This window comes from Pseudomonas sp. 478, from assembly GCF_003254125.1.
GTDB lineage: Bacteria > Pseudomonadota > Gammaproteobacteria > Pseudomonadales > Pseudomonadaceae > Aquipseudomonas.
In genome coordinates this window covers 56,527-74,128 of record NZ_QKZG01000010.1, presented here as the reverse complement: position 1 = coordinate 74,128, position 17,602 = coordinate 56,527, and the positions used below count along the sequence as shown (strand labels likewise).

The window sequence follows — 17,602 nt, the reverse complement described above, 5'->3', positions numbered from 1 at the left end:
TGTGATTTGCAGCTGCCAGCCACTCTGGAACAGTCCTTTGCCAAGCCGACACCTGTCGGCACGGCAAGAATGGCTGAAATTTCAGATTTGACAAGCCAAGCGCTTGCTTGGTGGGGCTGGCGTGCCCTTTTGGGCACGCCAAGTGACGCTTAAAGCGTCGAGAGGAAGGTGCTGTTGTTGGCTTGCCATTCGGTGATGTCGACGCGAATACGCTTCTTGTCGAGTTTACCGACGCTGGTCTTGGGAATTTCAGTAACAAGGGCGATCTGACTCGGGATGGCCCACTTGCTCAGGTGCCCCAGTTCCACGAACGGCTTGAGGTGTTCCTTCAGTTCTTTGGCCCCGATCTCATGGCCTTCGCGGACCACCAGCAGTGCGAACGGACGTTCGCCCCACTGCGGATCGGCGATGCCCACCACTGCTACTTCGCGTACCGCAGGGTGGCGGCTGATCAAGTCTTCAAGGTCCAGGGAGGAGATCCACTCGCCGCCGGTCTTGATCACGTCTTTGATCCGGTCGCGAATGTCGATCACACCCATGCTGTCCAGGGTCGCGACGTCACCGGTGTGCAGCCAGCCCCCGGCCCAGAGCTCGGCGCCCTTTTGCGGTTCGTTGAAATAGCCTTCGGTAAGCCATGGCGCACGCAGCACCAGTTCGCCCTGGGTCTCGCCATCGGCGGGCAGGAAGTTGCCGTCGGTGTCGATGATCGCAGCCTCCACCAATGGCCCCGGTACACCGGCCTTGATCCGGTACGTGGTGCGTTCGTCTTCGGTGCCGGCCATCAGCTCATCGTTGAGGTGGGCACACGACACCAACGGCCCGGTTTCCGACATGCCGTAAGCGGCGGTCAGTTGAATGCCCTTGGCCTTGGCCGCGTCGTACAGCGCACGGTTCAGCGCACTGCCACCGATGACGATTTTCCAGCCACCGAAATCCGTGCCTTGCGCCGCTTTGGAATTGAGGACCATTTGCAGGATGGTCGGCACGCAATGGGAAAAGGTGACCTTCTCCTTGCGCCACAGCTCCACCAGGTACTCAGGGTCATAGCGACCGGGATAGACCTGCTTGAGCCCGAGCATGGTCGCCACATACGGCAGACCCCAGGCGTGTACATGGAACATCGGGGTAATCGGCATGTACACGTCGTTGGTGCCCAGCAACCGCACACTGTCGATGGCGCCCATGATGGTCGACACACCCATGGTGTGCAGCACCAGTTGCCGATGGGTGAAGTACACACCTTTGGGATTACCGGTGGTGCCGGTGGTGTAGAACGTGGTCGCGACCGAGTTTTCGTCGAAGTCCTGAAAGTCGTACTGCGTGCTCGCCGCCGCCAGCAACTGCTCATACTCGCCGATGAGGTTCGGCAGGTCGGCGGTTTTCTCCGGCAGGTCAGTCAGCAACAGGGTTTTCTCCACCGTGGTCAGGTGCCCGGCAATGGCCTGGTACAACCCGACGAACTCGCTGTTGACCAGCACAAAGCGGTCCTCGGCGTGGTTCATGGTGTAGAGGATCTGTTCCGGTGACAGGCGCACGTTAATGGTGTGGATCACCGCCCCAATCATCGGGATGGCGAACATGCATTCCAGATAACGATGGCTGTCCCAGTCCATCACCGCCACGGTATCCCCGGCCTTGACACCGGCCGCCGTCAGCACGTTGGCCAGCCTGGCGACCCGTTCGATCAGGGTCGGATAGCTGTAGCGCAGCTGGTCGCGGTAAATGATCTCGCGGGTTTTCTCATAACGAGCGCCGGACATCAGCAGCCGTTTAATCAGCAGCGGATACTGGTAAGCGCCTTCGGCTGGGGGGATAACGCGAGTCTGCAACATAAGAGTCCCTTTTCTGACTGCACGGTCGTGGCTGAAAGTAAGCACTTTAGTGCCCTTGGACGCCAGCCAAATCAGCCAAAGGAATGATTTGTAGAAGCGGACAAATGCTAGCTTTACGCCACTATCTGAGGTGTTTCGTGGGGAATTCGGGATCTGCGCTGTAAAACGTTGTAACGCATGCGCGCAACACTTGTCTGTGACCCTACGTACGATACGGACACGATGAGCCGATCGGTTGGCAGCCAAACCGCCCAACCCTCCACCTCATCTACAAGAGAAGGATCTTGTCACTAGACCTGTCTGGTCACACGCCATCGGTATCGCATACAACAATGAGTATTGAACTGACCGCCCCCGAGAACTCCCGATCGACACAAGCGCCCCTGGTTTCCATCGTGGCACCCTGCTTCAACATGCAAAGATTTCTGGAAGACGCCATCAAGAGCATCTTCGCCCAGGACTACCCGAACTTCGAAGTCATCATCGTGGATGACGGGTCCAGCGACGACAGCCTCGCCATGCTCAAGCGATTACAACAAACCTATGACTTCCAACTGTATTCGCAACCGAATCAGGGCGTGAGCGCGGCGCTCAACCACGGCTTGCGATACGCCAAAGGCGTCTATGTGTCGACGCCGGACCTGGACGACATCATGCTGCCGGAGTCAGTGCGCATTCGCGCCGAATACCTGTGCAAGCACCCGAATGTCGGCTGCGTAGGTGCGCTGATCAGCTACATGGACAGCGACGGCAACACCCTCAAACAGCAACAACGCGACCGGATACACACCTACAACTTCGATCAGGTCCTCAGAGGTGCTGTCGTGGTCGGCGCGCCTGTTGCGCTCTATCGCATGAAAGCGATGCGAAGTGCCGACTTCTACGCGCCGAAGCTGCGGGTTCAGGACTTTCAGATGACGTTGCGGATTGCCCGGCTTGGATATGAGATCCATGAATTGCCAATCTGCATGACCCGTTATCGCCGCCATACCAACAACCTGTCGAGAAAATACCGGATGCTGCTCCAGGCAGACCTTGAGGCAATCGCGCCGTATGTGAACCATCCCGGCTATCAGAGCGCCCGCACCAGACTGGTGAACAAGGCCCTCAAATATGCCGTGGTCGAAGACAAGACAGAAGCCTGGCAGCTGTTACGCTCGATTCCCTGGCGGCACCTCAATAGAACCAGCTTCAAACGCTTCACGCGGCTGGTATTACATCGCTAGCCGTCTCACCGGGCCTCAGTGCATCTCGGTAAACGAGAGCTTCACACCGATGGCGATCAGTACCGCGCCCATGGTCCGATCGAACCAGTGGCCCATCCGGGCAAAACCTGCGCGCACGCGCTGCTGGCTGAACAGCATCGCCACCAGGCAGAACCACACCGCGGTGGCCACCGCGAGGTAGAGGCCATAGCCCGCCTGTACCGTCAGCGGCGTGTGCGGATTGATCACCACGGTGAACAGAGAGAGGAAGAACAGCGTCGCTTTCGGGTTCAGACCGTTGGTCACGAAACCCGAAGTGAATGCGCCGCGAGCCGTGCGCTCGCCCGCTTCCTTGTGCAGATCGTCAGCCGCAGGTTGGGCCGGCCGAGCTCGCAGGGCCTTGAAGCCGATGTACAGCAGGTACGCGGCGGCCGCCCATTTCAGGGCATTAAACAACACGATCGACTGGGACACGATCAGGCCAATGCCGAGCAACGAATAGCCGACGTGCAGGAAAATGGCCGTACCGACACCCAGCGCCGTCCAGGTGCCAGCACGACGACCATGGGTCACGCTCTCACGCACCACCACGGCAAAGTCCGGGCCGGGGCTGGCCACGGCCAGCAAGTGAATCAGGGCAACAGTCAAAAACTCTGTCCAGTACATGGGGGTTCCTTTTGGCCAAGCGTAACTGTTTGTTTCATCTGGTAGGCTCGGCAGATTACGCCTTCAGTTCATTGCACAAAAGGTACAGTTGATGACGAACACTCACCGCGCCGTTTTCCTCGACCACCCGTCCCTGGACCTGGGCGACCTCGACCTCAGCCCGCTGCAAGAGTGTTTCAGCGACTTACAGCTTTTCGCCCAGACCACGCCGGACCAGGTGATCGAACGCCTCAAGGGCGCCACCGTTGCCATCAGCAACAAGATCCTGATCGACGCCGCCGCCATCGCTGCCAGCCCCGAGCTGAAACTGATCCTGATCACCGCCACCGGCACCAACAACGTTGACCTCGCCGCCGCCCGCGCCCATGGCATTACTGTCTGCAACTGCCAGGGTTACGGCACGCCGTCGGTGGCGCAGCACACGATCATGTTGCTGCTCAATCTGGCCACGCGCCTGGCCGATTATCAAAAGGCTGTCGGCGAAGGTCGCTGGCAGCAGGCGAAACAGTTCTGCCTGCTGGATTACCCGATTGTCGAACTGGAAGGCAAAACCCTCGGCCTGCTCGGTCATGGCGAACTGGGCGGCGCGGTCGCACGACTGGCCGAAGCCTTTGGCATGCGTGTACTGCTCGGTCAGATTCCCGGGCGCCCTGCCCGGCCGGATCGTTTGCCACTGGAAGAGCTGCTGCCGCAGATCGACGCGCTGACCCTGCACTGCCCGCTCAACGAACACACCCGCCACTTCATCGGAGCCCGTGAGCTGGCCTCGATGAAACCCGGTGCGTTCGTGGTCAACACCGCACGCGGCGGCCTGATCGACGAACAGGCCCTGGCCGATGCCTTGCGCAACGGTCACCTGGGGGGTGCGGCCACCGACGTGTTGAGCGTCGAGCCACCGACCGCAGGCAATCCGCTGCTGGCCCACGACATTCCACGGTTGATTGTCACCCCGCACAACGCCTGGGGCAGCCGCGAGGCACGCCAGCGGATCGTGGGCCAGTTGACCGAAAACGCTCAGGGATACTTCAGCGGTAAAGCACTGCGGGTCGTCAGTTGATAGACTGCGGCACTTTTTTCACAGGAGCAGAGTATGGATCCGCGCAGTGAAGTACTGCTTCGTCAGGCCGAGTTATTCCAGGGTTCGGTGTTGTTGGCCGGTTTGCCCGCCGACGATCTGCTGGGCCGACTGCCCGATGCCCACGGTTGGTGCTGGCATGCCGGCGACCAGGCTGCACTGGACGCCCGTTTCGCCGAGCGCAGCCATTTTGGTGTGAACGCCCCCGAGCGTGAGTTTGAAACCGCCGTGGTTTTTTTGCCCAAGTCCAAGGACCTGACCGATTACATCCTCAACGCCCTCGCCTCGCGCCTGGCCGGTCGCGAGTTGTACCTGGTGGGGGAAAAACGCAGCGGGATCGAAGGCGCCGCCAAACAACTGAACCCCTTCGGCAAACCGCGCAAGCTCGACAGCGCGCGGCATTGCCAGCTGTGGCTGGTTACCGTGACCACGGCGCCGCAAGCCAAGTCGCTGGAAAGCCTGGCGCAGACCTACGAATTGCCGCTGGCTGAAGGCCCATTGAAAGTCATCAGCCTGCCGGGCGTGTTCAGCCACGGTCGACTGGATCGCGGCAGCGCACTGTTGCTGGAACATCTGGACAAATTGCCGAGCGGCCATTTGCTGGACTTCGGTTGCGGTGCCGGTGTGTTGGGAGCGGCCGTGAAACGTCGCTATCCACACAACCAGGTCACCTTGCTTGATGTGGATGCGTTTGCGGCTGCCAGCAGTCGCCTGACATTGGCTGCCAACGGTCTGGAAGCTGACGTGATTACCGGTGACGGGATCGACGCAGCACCGATGGGCTTGAGTGCGATTTTGAGCAACCCGCCGTTCCATGTCGGTGTACACACCGATTACTTCGCCACGGAGAACTTGCTGCGAAAAGCAGCCAAACATCTGAAAAACGGCGGCGAACTGCGCCTGGTAGCCAACAGCTTCCTGAAGTACCAGCCGCTGATCGAAGAGCATCTCGGGGTGTGCGCAATCAAGGCCGAGGGACAGGGTTTCAGAATCTATCGGGCCAAACGCGGCTGATAAATAAGTGCTTGCCTAACGGATTTTGCCTAGGCAGAATCCGCTCCGTCCTAGGGGAGTAGTCTCCCACGAGCGCCATGCTCGTCCGGCATACGTCAACATACTTGGTCAACAGACCATGGCGTATGCGACCCAAGCGTCCGCATCAGACGGATCGCAGGGTTTGACAAGACCTATGACACGAACACCTTACCCGGGGCGGGAAGGCTGTACGTGTCATAGCCGTGTCGACCCGCCCCTTAGGAAAACCCTGATGCTGGATTCACTTCTCGTTCCCACCGCAATCGTTGCCTTGGCCGAAATCGGCGACAAGACGCAACTGCTCGCGCTCATTCTCGCCGCTCGCTTTCGCAAACCCTGGCCGATCATCGCCGGTATCGTCGCGGCAACCCTGGCCAACCACGCAGCAGCCGGAGCGGTAGGCGCCTGGGTCGGTAGTTTCTTCTCGAATGCGACGCTGCACTGGATCCTCGCCGCGAGCTTCACCGCGACCGCATTGTGGACCCTGGTGCCGGACAAGATGGATGACGACGAAGCCAGCACCGCCCGCAAGTTCGGACCGTTCCTGACCACGCTGATCGCGTTTTTCCTTGCGGAGATGGGCGACAAGACTCAAGTCGCCACGGTGATGCTCGCGGCGCAATACCCGGAACTGTGGCTGGTGATCATCGGCACTACCGCCGGCATGTTGATTGCCAACGTGCCAGTGGTTTTGGCGGGTAACTTTGCCGCGGATAAATTGCCGTTGACGTTAATTCGTCGCCTGGCGGCGTCGGCATTCTTCATCCTCGCCATTGTCGCGGTGTACAAGGCGATGCAGAGCAGCGGTTGGGTGTAACTCGGGACACTGATCGTTCCCACGCTCCGCGTGGGAATGCCGCCTTGGACGCTCCGCGTCCGCTTTAACGTCGTGACGCAGAGCGTCACAGGATGCATTCCCACGCAGAGCGTGGGAACGATCATCGGCTCAGGATTTCCTGGCTTTCTCGTACAGCGGCATGACTTTCGGAATCGCCGCCTGCAAGGAAGCAATACGACTCGACGACGCCGGGTGAGTACTCATGAACTCCGGCGGCGAACCTTCCGAGGCCTTGGTCATCTTGTTCCACAGGGTGATCGCGGCGTTCGGGTTGTAACCGGCGCGAGCGGCCAGTTCCAGGCCGATCAGGTCCGCCTCGTTTTCATTGGCGCGACTGTTGGGCAAGGTCATGCCGTAGTTGGCCACGGTATCCGCCAGCGCCAGGCTGTCCTGACCCAGACCGAACAAGGCACCGGCGCCCTGCTTGGCCATTTCGATGCCGTAAGCCTTGGACATCGCTTCACGACCATGCTCGCGCAGGGCGTGGGCGATTTCGTGGCCCATGATCGCGGCGATCTCATCGTCGGTCAGTTGCAGGCTGTCGATCAGCCCCGTGTAGAAAATGATCTTGCCGCCAGGCCCGCAATTGGCGTTGAGTTCGTCGCTCTTGATCAGGTTGACTTCCCATTTCCATTGGGCCGAATCCGGACGGAAAACCGGCGCCTGGGCAATCAGCCGGTCGGCAATCGCCTGGACACGTTTAGCCTCGTTACTGGTCTTGTCCAGCACGCCTTTGGTGTTCGCCTCTCCGACAGTCTTTTGATAAGACTGGGCGTACATCTGGTTGACCTCGTCGGTCGACAACATACTGAACATGTACTGCTTGCGCTCAACGCCCACCGCGCCACCGCTGGTGGTATTGACCGACTGACAACCGGCGAGCAGCAGACCTGCGCTCAGTGCACACACAACCAATGTCTTGTTCATCAAAAAAACCCCTGAAAACATGCCGCGTATCCTAGGCGTGGAATTGTATCGACGCCAGATACCACAGAGGTGTAGACGCACATTTAAGACAAAGCTCTCATGGCCGCAGGAAAAAATTCACATAACGGTGTCCACCGCGATCGATTACGGCCCGCAATGATTCGTTTGCGACATCAAACCCTCAAAAACAGCCAATTCGCCAACCTCCGCTCATGGCCATCATCCCCCCTGCCGATACACCACCGCAGACGTCCTCTTGCGTGCGGAGCCCCCATGAAATTCAAGTCGATCCAGTTTTCCGTGGCGGCCCTCGCCGGCGCCATCGTTCTTAGTGTCGTGGCAGCCCTGGTGCTGTACGCGCTGTTTTCCGGCGCACGGACACAAGACATGGTCCAGCAGCGGACCCAGGCACAATTCGAGCAAGTCATCGAACAACGCCTGACATCCCTGGCGCAAACCCAGGTCAGCCAGATCCAGCGCGAGCTCGAAGCGCCACTGCTGATTGCCGGCGGACTGGTGCGAGTCAACGCATTGATCGGCACCCCGGGCGCCGATGGCCAGCCGCAGTTGAACCTGAGCCGTGAGCAATTGATCAGCCTGATCAAGGAAAACGTCACCAAGAACCCGAAAATTCTCGGCACCTACATCGGCTGGGAAAAAAACGCCCTCGATCACAACGATGCAGCCTACGTCGGCACCCAGGTGGTCGGCATCGACGCCAGCAACGGCCGCTTCCTGCCGTGGTGGTTCCGCAACGAAGACGGCAGCCTGGGCCTGGACAAACTGGTGGACGTCGACGACCAGAAAACCCTGTCCACCGGCGTGCGTGCCAGCGAGTACTACCTGTGTTCCAAAGAAACCAAAAAGTCCTGCGTGATCGATCCGGCGCCCTACAAGGTCGGCGACAAGATCGTCATGCTCGCCTCCTTTATCGAACCGATCATGCTCAACGGAGCCTTCCAGGGGATCGTCGGCGCCGACCTGTCGGTGAACTTCATTCAGGAAATGCTCCTCGGCGCGAATCAGAAGTTGTACAGCGGCGCGGGTGAAATGGCCCTGATTGGCAGCAACAGCCGGATCGTTGCCTACACCAAGGACCCAAGCAAATTCGGCGAGAAGGTCAGCGACATCCTCGACAGCCAGCAGATCGCCAACATGGCCAATCTCAAGCGCGGCGAAGTCACCTACAGCGTCGACAAGGCCCAGGGCCGGATCGAGTTGTACCTGCCGTTCGGCATCGGCCAGACCGACGCTCGCTGGACCCTCATGCTGCAACTGCCGCTGAACGCGGTGATGGCCGATCTGCAAAAACTTCAGGGCGATCTGGACGCCCAGCGCAAGTCCGACACCTTCGGCATGGCCATGGTCGGCTTGTTGATTGCCGGTATCGGCTTGCTGGTGATCTGGCTGGTGGGCCACGGCATTGCCCGACCGCTGAAACAGATGGTTGCCATGCTCGACGACATCGCTCAGGGCGAAGGTGACCTGACTCGACGCCTGACCAGCGATCGCGCCGACGAACTGGGCTCGATCGCCAAAGGCTTCAACACCTTCCTGGCCAAGTTGCAGGTGATGATCACCCAGGTGGTGACTTCGGTGCAGAGCGTCAGTGATTCGTCGGAACACACCGCCGACATCGCCATTCGCACCAATATCGGCGTGCACAAGCAAATGGCCGAGATTGATCAAGTCGCCACGGCGGTGCATGAAATGACAGCGACCGCTCAGGACGTGGCGCGCAACGCGACCCAGGCTGCGCAAGCCGCCAGCCATGCCGATCAGGCCGCCGCGCAGGGCATGCAAATCGTGCGCGATACGTCGAACTCGATTGGCGTACTGGCGATAGAAATCGGTAAGGCCGTCGGCGTGGTGCAAACCTTGGCCAAGGACAGCGAGAACATCAATGCGATCCTGACGGCGATTCGCGGGATCGCCGAACAGACCAACCTGCTGGCCTTGAACGCCGCCATCGAAGCGGCACGAGCTGGCGAACAGGGACGTGGTTTTGCGGTGGTGGCCGATGAAGTGCGCAACCTGGCGCAGAAGACTCAGAAAGCCACTGAAGAGATTCAGACCATGATTCAGCAGCTGCAACAAGGCACGCGCGATGTGGTGCGGGTGATGGAGGACAGTCAGAACCGTACCGACGAAAGCGTGCAGCACGCGGCGAAAGCGGCCGAGGCGCTGGAGACGATTACTCAGGCGGTGTCGGTGATCAACGACATGAACACCCAGATTGCCAGTGCGGCCGAGGAACAGAGTGCCGTGGCTGATGACATCAACCGTAACGTGATCAACATCGGGCAAGTGGCCAATGAAGTGGCAGGCGGAGCGGATGAGTCGAGTGCAGCGAGTGCGGACCTGACCAAGCTGGCTGAGCAGCAGCGGCGGTTGATCAATCAGTTCAAGGTTTGATCCGAAGGCCCCTTCGCGAGCAAGCCCGCTCCCACACTGGATCTCCATAGTTCGCTGATTTTGTAGCCGCTGGAGATCAAATGTGGGAGCGGGCTTGCTCGCGAAGGGGCCGGCACAGACAACCCATCAACCCGGAGTAAGACACTCCGGCCCATTGAGCTTCGGATCATTCACCAGATTCGCCAACACCCGCTCGCGCAACGCCGCGGGTTCACTGGCGAGTAACGCTTGCAAGGCATGCAATGGAGTCTCTGGATTGAGCCACGCCTCCTGCCCCGCCGCATCGAGAATCAACGGCCGGCGCTGACTCGCCGCCGGTTGAGTGATCACCGCTGTACTCAGCCACACCTGCTCCTGCACCGGATACGCTTCCCAAATCGCCGCAAAGAACAGCGCCGAGCCCTCCCCCGGTGTCAGCCAATACGGACGCTTGCGTGTGGTGCCGCGCCATTCGTAAAAACCATTGGCCGGCAACAGGCAACGGCGTTCGCGCAGGGCCTGGCGAAACATCGGTTGTTCAGCGACGGTTTCAGCCCGGGCATGGGCTGGCGTTCGGGACAAATCGGTCAGCCACGGCGGCGTCAACCCCCAGCGCGCGCGGGCCAACTCTCGCTGACCCTCAACGCCGGCGCGCAGCATCAACACCGAATCGTTGGGAGAAATATTCCACTGGGCCTGCTGATCGGCGGGGAAGCCAGGCAGGGCCGCGAAGGCGGGATTCCAGCGAAACAGGGCATAACGTCCACACATGGGGCAACACGACTCTTGATAAAACGAACGTCAGCCTAACAGACCAGCGTGCCAGGAAAACTTTCCGGTTCATCGTCGGGCAGTGGCAGCGCGGCATTGTACGCGGTGATCAGCTCCCGGGCGTATTCAGCCTCGTCGTTATCGACCGACAGGCCCAGCAGGCCGAAGATCGGCAATTCGCCGCTGCCACCGAGCAAATCGCGCCCCACCAGATGCGCTTCAATGCCCTCGCTGGCCAACATGCTTTGCAGCAACTCACCTTCCATGAGGTTTTCCGGCTCGTAGATTCGCTGCATGGGGTGCCCCTTTCATTCGTTTTCGCTGTGAACTTCGAGCAACCATTCCTGACCGTCAGTCTGCAAGACAAACGTGATGGGGCGACAACACACCGGACAGTCCTCGATATAGGTCTGATCGCCACCGGACAAGTCCAGAACGGCCTCAGCCTCTTCACCACAATACGGACATTCGTAGCGCTCGGTTTCCAGCATCGCGGTCTCCCAGGTGACTTGTGCGTATAATCGCCGGTCTATTTGCAGGGCTATTTTTGTCTGGCTAACTTTTCAGACCGTGCCCCGTTGGTTTTCGATCAAAACCTTTACTTACCCTAGCCGTTTCTAACAAGAGAGCATGATGGGCGAATTCGATGCCATCCGACCTTACAATGACAGCGAAGTCCCTGCGGTGCTGGACCGGCTGCTCGGCGACAAGGCGTTTCTAGATATCCTCATCCACTTCCGCTTCCCGCGTTTTGCCGGTGCTTTCGGCTGGATGCTCAAACCTCTTATAGCTCATCGGCTGCGCCGTGAGTTCGCCGACGTTACGTCGGTGGCCACGTTGCAGGATAAAGTCGAGATGTACGTCGACCACACCATCGAGCGAGCCACGGACGGTGTGACGTACACCGGCGTCGAGCAGTTCAAGTCAGGCAGCGCCTACCTGTTCATCGCCAACCACCGCGACATCGTGATGGACCCGGCCTTCGTCAACTACGCCGTGTACCACGCCGGCCTGCCGACACCGCGCATCGCGATCGGCGACAACCTGCTGCAAAAGCCCTTCGTCAGCGATCTGATGCGCCTGAACAAGAGCTTTATCGTGCACCGTTCGATCACCGGTCGACGCGAGAAGATGGCGGCGTATCAGCTGCTGTCGGCCTACATCAACCACTCGATCCGCAACGATTGCGCTTCGATCTGGATCGCCCAGGCCGAAGGCCGGGCCAAGGACGGCGACGACCGCACCGAGTCGGCCATCCTCAAGATGTTCCATATGAGCCGCAAGGACGAGCCGTTCGGCGAAGTCATTCAGTCGTTGAACCTCACCCCGGTGTCGATCAGCTACGAATATGACCCGTGCGATCAAGCCAAGGCTCGCGAGCTGTTCATCCGCGCCACCACCGGCAGCTACACCAAAGTACCGGGCGAGGACGATGTGAGCATCGCCAAGGGCATCACCGGCTACAAGGGCCGGGTGCATGTGAACTTCGCCTCGCCGATCACCGAGCTGTTCGACGACACCAAGCAATTGGCGATCGAGATAGATCGGCAGATCCTCGGCGGCTACCGCCTGTTCCCGGTGCATTACCTGGCCTACGCCCAGTGGAAAGACGCCGACCCGCAATTGCAGGTGCCGAAAGCCTCTGAAGTGTTTGCGGCCGACGAACTGGCCAAGGCTCAGGAGCAATGGCAACAGCGTCTGGACGCGTGCCCTGAGGAGCATCGTCCGTTCATGGTCCTGCAATACGCGACGCCGGTGCGCAATCAGTACCGTGTCAAAGCAGGTTTGCCGCTGTAAGGGTTTTGGCTGGATACGACAACGGCGCCCTCGGGCGCCGTTTTCATTTGCTGTGTATTTTGCTGTCAGAAGCGCGTACTGATCCACGACACCAGCAGCGCCAACCCCAGGCAGGCAAAACCGAATCGATAGAAAAACCGGTTCATGCGCAAGGTCGCCCCATCCAGCATCAACGTCGGTTCATCGATACGACGGTTCTGGCTTTGCGTTTCGAGAATGGCCAGCGCGCGCTGTTCGCGGCGACGAGTGGCATGCAGCAACCAGCCGCCCGGAAAGGCCAACAACAAGGCCAACAGGTTGATCAACTTGGCGGGATGGTTGGTAAACAGCGAAATCAAATGCAACGACATCACGGACCTCAGCAAAACAGGTGGCAGACGTCGAACCGACGACTGCGGCGCGAATTCTACCGAAAGCCTCACCTTGTGCCCTTGCTTTCCGACAAATAACGAACGAATTGACCGACTCCTGTCCTATTTGACGGTGCCGCCCTCTGGTTTTTTGTTCATAAGCAATCCCTTGCTCGCGATGGCGGTGTATCAACTGCATTGATGTTGACTGACACACCGCCTTCGCGAGCGAGCCCGCTCCCACAGGGGATCGGTGCAGTCCCGCCAAAAATCAGCTCGTATGAAAAAGCCCGGGGCCATTGCTGGCTCCGGGCTTTTTTTGAGTCCGGCGAACGTTTATTCGCCGAGAATCTGACCAATCGTCGGATCCTTGAACAGACGCGTCAATGCATCGCTCAACACATCGCTGACCAGCTTGGTGTTGGTTTCCTGATTTGGCGCCATACCAAAACGCTGATCCAGGGACGCACCATAACGACCACTGTAGCGACGGTTGGCATTCTGCACATCGGAGCGGAACGTCGCGCCAATGGTGGCTTCAGTCACATACATGCCTTCTTTAGGCGACTGATACTTCAGTTCGGCCAAGGTCACGGTCAACTGCGGAGCATTCAGCGCATTGGAGGTTGGGGTGAAGCCCAACAACCGCACGGCCGCTTCGGCCTGAGCCTGCAACTTCGGCAGAATTTGCGCGCCCTGCACGGTGATCGCGCTGGTCTCAGGGTACAGGCCACCACGGGTGCCCAGAGTCGGCGACGGACGACCGTCCACCACACGCACCACCACCGGCTGACCATGGCCGACCGGTGCCAGCTGAGTCGTCAGCTTGGGCTCCGGATTCAGTTGTTGCGGGCTGTGGGCGCAGCCGACCAGGGTCAAACTGGTCACAGTGATCAAACCGAACAACAGGCGTTGCAACATGCGCTTCTCTCCAGAATCAGGCACTAAGGCCCGCAGTATAGCGGTGCGCCACTGCGGCTAACTAGAGCCCTTCAGTGATTACTGAAATGTCTGACAAACCCTTGGGAAGCGGGTTCCTGTCACAGATATGTCACCGCCCATACACTTGCACGTCACGGTTTGCTGGCTATCTTCATAGGAGCCACCTACAGGGTACTTCGCCATGCGCTATCTCATCTCGCTGTTCAATCCACGTCCTCTGCATCGCTGCTTCGCCCTGCTCGACCACAACGGCCACTGTCAGGCGTTCAAACAGTGCAGCCTTCAGCCCATGGGCGATGACTGGGTCGAAATCGAAGAAATCCGTCTCAATTGGTTACACCACCCCCTGCCCCCTAGCGCCTGTGTAAGCCAGCGCCAGCCGCGTGCGCGGGCTCAGCAAGGGTTGACCACCTGACCGAACACCTAATAAAAGTCATTAAACACGACCATTTCCCTGCGTTTCTTCGCTACAATCTCCCCCCGATTATAAGGACGTCTCCTGATCGGGCCTCGCAGCATCGTCAATGCGCTTGTATTGACACCCCGCACCGCCCTACAGAGAGCCGCCCACACAGATCGAGTGAAGCTGGCGCGCTTGCTGTTCCTTGAGCAAAAACCCCACTTTTCGCGAATCTGCAGAGCTGTCATTACGCTCGGTCACTGAGCTGTTTGCCCGTTTTGCCTGTCATGTATCCCATGGCGGCAATCCATCCGGGCACGGTGCCAGGCTGGGGCAGCCCTTTTTTGAGGTTCACGTCTTCAAAAGAGCGTGAAAAAAACGGGTTTTCACAACTTCACAAGAGTGTGGCGAGCAAATGAATAGTTTTGCGTCTGAATATGCACCATTAGCGTCTGAAACAGCCCAACGACACAGGACCGAGTACGCCTCGAACACCGGATCCTGAAGCCTGTCCTCTACGGATTTGGTTGCACAAACGGATGTATCGACCATAAGTCGAATTGCCAGCCGCGCGTTGAAGTGAGTTCATGTAACTCTTTTAGACCCGGCCGGTAGCGTCCGTCGAAGTTGCAAAAAATTGCGAAGATTCGGACATGGCGATACTGCCATGAGTACTTGGGGCATCACTGACACGCCCCTGAACACCTGGCAGCCATGCCGACAATTTGGTGCTGCAGATTTTGGAGACGCGTTAAATGGCGCATAACGAAGCAGTCGACGTAGTACTGGTTGGGGCCGGCATCATGAGTGCCACCCTCGCTGTACTGCTCAAAGAGCTCGACCCCGCGATCAAGCTGGAAGTCGTCGAGCTGATGGATTCCGGTGCCGCGGAGAGTTCGAACCCGTGGAACAACGCCGGTACCGGTCACGCCGGGCTGTGTGAGCTCAACTACACGCCGCAGGCCGCCGACGGCACCGTCGACATCAAGAAAGCCGTGCACATCAACACCCAGTTCGAGGTGTCGAAGCAGTTCTGGTCCTACCTGACCAGGAAAAGCACCTTCGGCTCGTGCAAGACGTTCATCAGCCCGGTGCCGCACCTGAGCTTTGTCCAGAACGAAGATGGCGTTTCCTTCCTCAAGGAACGCTTCAAGACGCTGAGCAAGCACCACGCCTTCTCGGACATGGAATACACCGAAGACAAGGCCACCATGGCCGAGTGGATGCCGCTGATGATGCCTGGCCGGCCGGCCGACGAAGTCGTCGCCGCCACCCGCGTCATGAACGGCACCGACGTCAACTTCGGCGCCCTGACCAATCAACTGCTCAAGCACCTGACCAGCGCACCCGATGCCCAGGTCAAGTACTGCAAGCGCGTGACCGGCCTGAAGCGCAACAACGGCGGCTGGACTGTCAGCATCAAGGACGTCAACAGCGGTAACTCCCGTGACGTCGACGCGAAATTCGTGTTCCTCGGCGCTGGCGGCGCGGCACTGCCGCTGCTGCAAGCTTCGGGCATCGAAGAAAGCAAAGGCTTCGGCGGCTTCCCGATCAGCGGCCAGTGGCTGCGTTGCGACAACCCGGAAGTGGTCAAACACCACCAGGCCAAGGTTTACAGCCAGGCGGCGGTGGGTTCGCCTCCGATGTCGGTGCCGCACCTGGACACCCGCGTAGTCGATGGCAAGAAGTCCCTGCTGTTCGGACCTTACGCCGGTTTCACCACCAAGTTCCTCAAGCACGGTTCCTTCATGGACCTGCCGATGTCGGTTCGCGCCGGCAACATCGGCCCGATGCTGGCCGTGGCGAAAAACAACATGGACCTGACCAAGTACCTGGTCAGCGAAGTGATGCAATCGATGGAACAGCGCCTGGAATCCTTGCGTCGCTTCTATCCACTGGCGAAAGCCGAAGACTGGCGCCTGGAAGTGGCCGGCCAACGGGTGCAGATCATCAAGAAAGACCCGAAAAAGGGCGGCGTTCTGCAGTTCGGTACCGAACTGGTCGCGGCCAAGGACGGTAGCCTTGCTGCTCTGCTCGGCGCTTCGCCAGGCGCGTCGGTGACCGTTTCGATCATGCTGGAACTGATCGAAAAATGCTTCCCGAACAAGGCTTCCGGTGAGTGGGCTGCCAAACTGGCGGAAATCTTCCCTGCTCGGGAAAAAGTCCTGGAAACCGACGCTGCGCTGTATCGCAAGATCAATGTGCAGAACAACGTCGCGCTGGAACTGGTTGAAGCCAGCAATGAGACCGAAAGCTACGCTTGATTCGGCCGCATAAAAAACGCCCCGTTCTCATTGAGAGCGGGGCGTTTTTTTATGGGCGGCGAAACTGATGGCTCTAAGATCTTCGGTGTTACTTACACCGCCTTCGCGAGCAAGCCCGCTCCCACATTTTGATCGCGGTCTAATGTGGGAGCGGGCTTGCTCGCGAAGGGGCCAGCACAAACACCACCCCAGTCAGGCAATAATTAACCGCGAGCCTTGGCGATCAGTTCGATGTACTCGGCCGCATTACGCTGATCCTTGATCAGGGTGACGAAGTCATTGCCGTGCTCATCCTTGCCGTCCAGATCCAGGCCGGCTTCGACGAAGAACGTCAGAAAACGCCCGAAGTCATCGATGCGCAGGCCGCGGTAGGCCTTGATCAGTTTGTGCAGCGACGGCGACGTGGCGTCGACCGGTTCGAAATCGAGGAACAGCTTGATCTGCTCATCGCCGATCTCGTCACCAATCACTTGCTTCTTATCTTTACGCATTGCCGACTCCAGCTCGCAGACATTTCACGGGGCGGGCAGTTTACCCCTCCCTTGCCACCGGGCTCAACGCGGACGAACAGCACCCGTGTGCAGATCGGCCCAGACATGACCGTTGGCATAGCTGAGGAACTGGCAATACACCGTTTCATTGCGCAACAAGTCGATCACCACCCGGTACTGAGCCATCGGGTAAAACAGCGTCAGGGTTTTGCTTTTGTCGTCGTAGATCGGCTTTTTCAGGCTTTTGCTTTCGCCATCGAAATTGACCAGCACCTGATTGATGGTCGCGCCCTTGTTCAAGGATTTGCCCTTGAGGCGGATCAGCAACGGTGAAGTCACCGGAATCGGCTGCTGGTTGGACTGGCGCTGGCTGCCGATCACCACCGAGTACTCGGTGACCTGCAACAGCTGTTGCTGCTCGGGTTCGGCGTCACGCAGGGTCAGGTCATCCGGGGGCAGGAACTGCGCGTGCATCGGCGCCGGGGCAGCCGCCAGAGGCAGGCTGACGGTCAGCAACAGGGCGGCGCAGCTACGGATCAAAAGGCTCATGACAGGCTCCCAAGGCGAAGCCGAGCACTCTAGCATGAGGATCAACCGCGCGAATTAGCGATATGG

Annotated in this window: 18 protein-coding genes, 1 pseudogene and 1 riboswitch; of the genes and pseudogenes, 9 read left to right on the top strand and 10 right to left on the bottom strand. The window is 59.2% G+C overall.

The window, feature by feature from the left end:
• Nucleotides 1–149 precede the first annotated feature (149 nt).
• On the bottom strand, nt 150–1,832 hold the full coding sequence (locus tag DFS28_RS21060; protein WP_111451296.1) for a fatty acid--CoA ligase: 1,683 nt from the start codon (nt 1,830–1,832) through the stop codon (nt 150–152).
• 332 nt (nt 1,833–2,164) lie between these two features.
• Here DFS28_RS21060 and DFS28_RS21055 point away from each other — a divergent pair, with 332 nt between their 5' ends.
• Entirely contained in the window at nt 2,165–3,058 is an 894-nt protein-coding gene (locus tag DFS28_RS21055) for a glycosyltransferase family 2 protein (RefSeq protein ID WP_111451295.1), read from the top strand.
• A gap of 15 nt (nt 3,059–3,073) precedes the next feature.
• Here DFS28_RS21055 and DFS28_RS21050 read toward each other — a convergent pair whose 3' ends face one another.
• A complete protein-coding gene (locus DFS28_RS21050; RefSeq protein ID WP_111451294.1) occupies nt 3,074–3,703 on the bottom strand; it encodes a LysE family translocator in 630 nt (209 codons plus the stop codon).
• Between the two features lie 91 nt (nt 3,704–3,794).
• On the opposite strand from DFS28_RS21050, the gene DFS28_RS21045 reads away from it, so the two are divergent.
• From DFS28_RS21045 to DFS28_RS21035, 3 genes are all read left to right on the top strand, one after another.
• The gene (locus tag DFS28_RS21045) at nt 3,795–4,760 is read left to right on the top strand and encodes a 2-hydroxyacid dehydrogenase (protein WP_008155937.1); all 966 of its coding nucleotides are present in this window, start codon (nt 3,795–3,797) and stop codon (nt 4,758–4,760) included.
• A gap of 33 nt (nt 4,761–4,793) precedes the next feature.
• Entirely contained in the window at nt 4,794–5,792 is a 999-nt protein-coding gene (locus DFS28_RS21040) for a class I SAM-dependent methyltransferase (protein WP_111451293.1), read from the top strand.
• A 41-nt stretch (nt 5,793–5,833) separates the two neighbouring features.
• Nucleotides 5,834–5,956: riboswitch (yybP-ykoY riboswitch) on the top strand.
• Between the two features lie 89 nt (nt 5,957–6,045).
• A complete protein-coding gene (locus DFS28_RS21035; RefSeq protein WP_008155932.1) occupies nt 6,046–6,630 on the top strand; it encodes a TMEM165/GDT1 family protein in 585 nt (194 codons plus the stop codon).
• 129 nt (nt 6,631–6,759) lie between these two features.
• Here the strand turns inward: DFS28_RS21035 and DFS28_RS21030 are convergent, their stop codons facing one another.
• On the bottom strand, nt 6,760–7,578 hold the full coding sequence (locus tag DFS28_RS21030) for a M48 family metallopeptidase (protein WP_111451412.1): 819 nt from the start codon (nt 7,576–7,578) through the stop codon (nt 6,760–6,762).
• 99 nt (nt 7,579–7,677) lie between these two features.
• On the opposite strand from DFS28_RS21030, the pseudogene DFS28_RS31240 reads away from it, so the two are divergent.
• Nucleotides 7,678–9,135 (top strand): annotated as a pseudogene (locus tag DFS28_RS31240) (HAMP domain-containing protein); the annotation flags it as partial.
• Between the two features lie 15 nt (nt 9,136–9,150).
• Nucleotides 9,151–9,993, top strand: a complete 843-nt coding sequence (locus DFS28_RS31235; RefSeq protein ID WP_370695251.1) for a methyl-accepting chemotaxis protein — start codon at nt 9,151–9,153, stop codon at nt 9,991–9,993.
• A 126-nt stretch (nt 9,994–10,119) separates the two neighbouring features.
• Here the strand turns inward: DFS28_RS31235 and DFS28_RS21020 are convergent, their stop codons facing one another.
• The 3 genes from DFS28_RS21020 to DFS28_RS21010 are packed head-to-tail and all read right to left on the bottom strand — an operon-like array spanning nt 10,120 to nt 11,234.
• The gene (locus DFS28_RS21020; protein WP_111451291.1) at nt 10,120–10,743 is read right to left on the bottom strand and encodes an SOS response-associated peptidase; all 624 of its coding nucleotides are present in this window, start codon (nt 10,741–10,743) and stop codon (nt 10,120–10,122) included.
• Nucleotides 10,744–10,778: 35 nt separating this feature from the next.
• Nucleotides 10,779–11,039, bottom strand: a complete 261-nt coding sequence (locus DFS28_RS21015) for a putative signal transducing protein (protein WP_111451290.1) — start codon at nt 11,037–11,039, stop codon at nt 10,779–10,781.
• Nucleotides 11,040–11,051: 12 nt separating this feature from the next.
• Complete coding sequence (locus DFS28_RS21010; RefSeq protein WP_008153387.1) at nt 11,052–11,234, bottom strand: CPXCG motif-containing cysteine-rich protein; 183 nt, start codon at nt 11,232–11,234, stop codon at nt 11,052–11,054.
• Nucleotides 11,235–11,376: 142 nt separating this feature from the next.
• Between DFS28_RS21010 and DFS28_RS21005 the strand changes: the two genes are divergently transcribed.
• Entirely contained in the window at nt 11,377–12,540 is a 1,164-nt protein-coding gene (locus DFS28_RS21005; protein WP_178082222.1) for a 1-acyl-sn-glycerol-3-phosphate acyltransferase, read from the top strand.
• Between the two features lie 65 nt (nt 12,541–12,605).
• On the opposite strand, the gene DFS28_RS21000 is transcribed toward DFS28_RS21005, so the two are convergent.
• Together DFS28_RS21000 and DFS28_RS20995 are read right to left on the bottom strand one after the other, a co-directional pair.
• Nucleotides 12,606–12,890 (bottom strand): hypothetical protein, encoded by a 285-nt coding sequence (locus tag DFS28_RS21000; RefSeq protein WP_111451288.1) that lies wholly within the window; start codon nt 12,888–12,890, stop codon nt 12,606–12,608.
• 336 nt (nt 12,891–13,226) lie between these two features.
• Nucleotides 13,227–13,811: a YajG family lipoprotein gene (locus DFS28_RS20995; RefSeq protein WP_033061281.1), complete on the bottom strand. Its 585-nt coding sequence runs from the start codon at nt 13,809–13,811 to the stop codon at nt 13,227–13,229.
• Nucleotides 13,812–14,013: 202 nt separating this feature from the next.
• Here DFS28_RS20995 and DFS28_RS20990 point away from each other — a divergent pair, with 202 nt between their 5' ends.
• Together DFS28_RS20990 and mqo are read left to right on the top strand one after the other, a co-directional pair.
• Complete coding sequence (locus DFS28_RS20990; RefSeq protein ID WP_111451287.1) at nt 14,014–14,247, top strand: hypothetical protein; 234 nt, start codon at nt 14,014–14,016, stop codon at nt 14,245–14,247.
• Between the two features lie 740 nt (nt 14,248–14,987).
• Nucleotides 14,988–16,496, top strand: coding sequence for a malate dehydrogenase (quinone) (gene mqo, locus DFS28_RS20985; protein ID WP_111451286.1), 1,509 nt, complete (start codon nt 14,988–14,990; stop codon nt 16,494–16,496).
• Nucleotides 16,497–16,699: 203 nt separating this feature from the next.
• On the opposite strand, the gene DFS28_RS20980 is transcribed toward mqo, so the two are convergent.
• Together DFS28_RS20980 and DFS28_RS20975 are read right to left on the bottom strand one after the other, a co-directional pair.
• On the bottom strand, nt 16,700–16,987 hold the full coding sequence (locus DFS28_RS20980; RefSeq protein ID WP_111451285.1) for a PA4642 family protein: 288 nt from the start codon (nt 16,985–16,987) through the stop codon (nt 16,700–16,702).
• A gap of 63 nt (nt 16,988–17,050) precedes the next feature.
• On the bottom strand, nt 17,051–17,536 hold the full coding sequence (locus DFS28_RS20975) for a hypothetical protein (RefSeq protein WP_111451284.1): 486 nt from the start codon (nt 17,534–17,536) through the stop codon (nt 17,051–17,053).
• Nucleotides 17,537–17,602: the final 66 nt, after the last annotated feature.

Coding starts and splice junctions, on each gene's coding strand:
- DFS28_RS21060 (WP_111451296.1), bottom strand. CDS start 1,832: ATGTTGCAGACTCGCGTTATCCCCCCAGCCGAAGGCGCTTACCAGTAT.
- DFS28_RS21055 (WP_111451295.1), top strand. CDS start 2,165: ATGAGTATTGAACTGACCGCCCCCGAGAACTCCCGATCGACACAAGCG.
- DFS28_RS21050 (WP_111451294.1), bottom strand. CDS start 3,703: ATGTACTGGACAGAGTTTTTGACTGTTGCCCTGATTCACTTGCTGGCC.
- DFS28_RS21045 (WP_008155937.1), top strand. CDS start 3,795: ATGACGAACACTCACCGCGCCGTTTTCCTCGACCACCCGTCCCTGGAC.
- DFS28_RS21040 (WP_111451293.1), top strand. CDS start 4,794: ATGGATCCGCGCAGTGAAGTACTGCTTCGTCAGGCCGAGTTATTCCAG.
- DFS28_RS21035 (WP_008155932.1), top strand. CDS start 6,046: ATGCTGGATTCACTTCTCGTTCCCACCGCAATCGTTGCCTTGGCCGAA.
- DFS28_RS21030 (WP_111451412.1), bottom strand. CDS start 7,578: ATGAACAAGACATTGGTTGTGTGTGCACTGAGCGCAGGTCTGCTGCTC.
- DFS28_RS31235 (WP_370695251.1), top strand. CDS start 9,151: ATGATCACCCAGGTGGTGACTTCGGTGCAGAGCGTCAGTGATTCGTCG.
- DFS28_RS21020 (WP_111451291.1), bottom strand. CDS start 10,743: ATGTGTGGACGTTATGCCCTGTTTCGCTGGAATCCCGCCTTCGCGGCC.
- DFS28_RS21015 (WP_111451290.1), bottom strand. CDS start 11,039: ATGCAGCGAATCTACGAGCCGGAAAACCTCATGGAAGGTGAGTTGCTG.
- DFS28_RS21010 (WP_008153387.1), bottom strand. CDS start 11,234: ATGCTGGAAACCGAGCGCTACGAATGTCCGTATTGTGGTGAAGAGGCT.
- DFS28_RS21005 (WP_178082222.1), top strand. CDS start 11,377: ATGGGCGAATTCGATGCCATCCGACCTTACAATGACAGCGAAGTCCCT.
- DFS28_RS21000 (WP_111451288.1), bottom strand. CDS start 12,890: ATGTCGTTGCATTTGATTTCGCTGTTTACCAACCATCCCGCCAAGTTG.
- DFS28_RS20995 (WP_033061281.1), bottom strand. CDS start 13,811: ATGTTGCAACGCCTGTTGTTCGGTTTGATCACTGTGACCAGTTTGACC.
- DFS28_RS20990 (WP_111451287.1), top strand. CDS start 14,014: ATGCGCTATCTCATCTCGCTGTTCAATCCACGTCCTCTGCATCGCTGC.
- mqo (WP_111451286.1), top strand. CDS start 14,988: ATGGCGCATAACGAAGCAGTCGACGTAGTACTGGTTGGGGCCGGCATC.
- DFS28_RS20980 (WP_111451285.1), bottom strand. CDS start 16,987: ATGCGTAAAGATAAGAAGCAAGTGATTGGTGACGAGATCGGCGATGAG.
- DFS28_RS20975 (WP_111451284.1), bottom strand. CDS start 17,536: ATGAGCCTTTTGATCCGTAGCTGCGCCGCCCTGTTGCTGACCGTCAGC.